Raw genomic sequence first — 270 nt, 5'->3', positions numbered from 1 at the left:
ACCCGCTGTTGCCAACGTGATCGCCGAGTTGGCACTGGCGACACCCGAGCATTGGAGGCGCGCATGAGCGCCTCCCCCCTCAATCCCGCCGATTATGCCTACGGTGATCGGGACAAGCTCCGGGCTCACATCGCTGAGCTGATGGCGATGGTCGCCATGCGCGCCAACATGGCCAACGACCACGCCGTCCTGCGCGACGATGCCGGGCTCCGATACACGATGAAATGCGCGGCGGCCGAGTTCAGGGCCGCCCTTGGGTTGCTCGGTGAT

At 65.6% G+C, this 270-nt stretch carries 1 protein-coding gene; it reads left to right on the top strand.

The window, feature by feature from the left end; translation table 11 throughout:
* Positions 1–63 precede the first annotated feature (63 nt).
* Positions 64–270, top strand: a 207-nt coding sequence (locus tag OXS27_RS32520; protein ID WP_267361769.1) for a hypothetical protein, incomplete at its 3' end; no start/stop codon positions are given.

Origin of the sequence: Methylobacterium sp. GC_Met_3, from assembly GCF_026540775.1 — a bacterium.
GTDB lineage: Bacteria > Pseudomonadota > Alphaproteobacteria > Rhizobiales > Beijerinckiaceae > Methylobacterium.
This window is presented reverse-complemented; position numbering and strand designations above follow the sequence as displayed.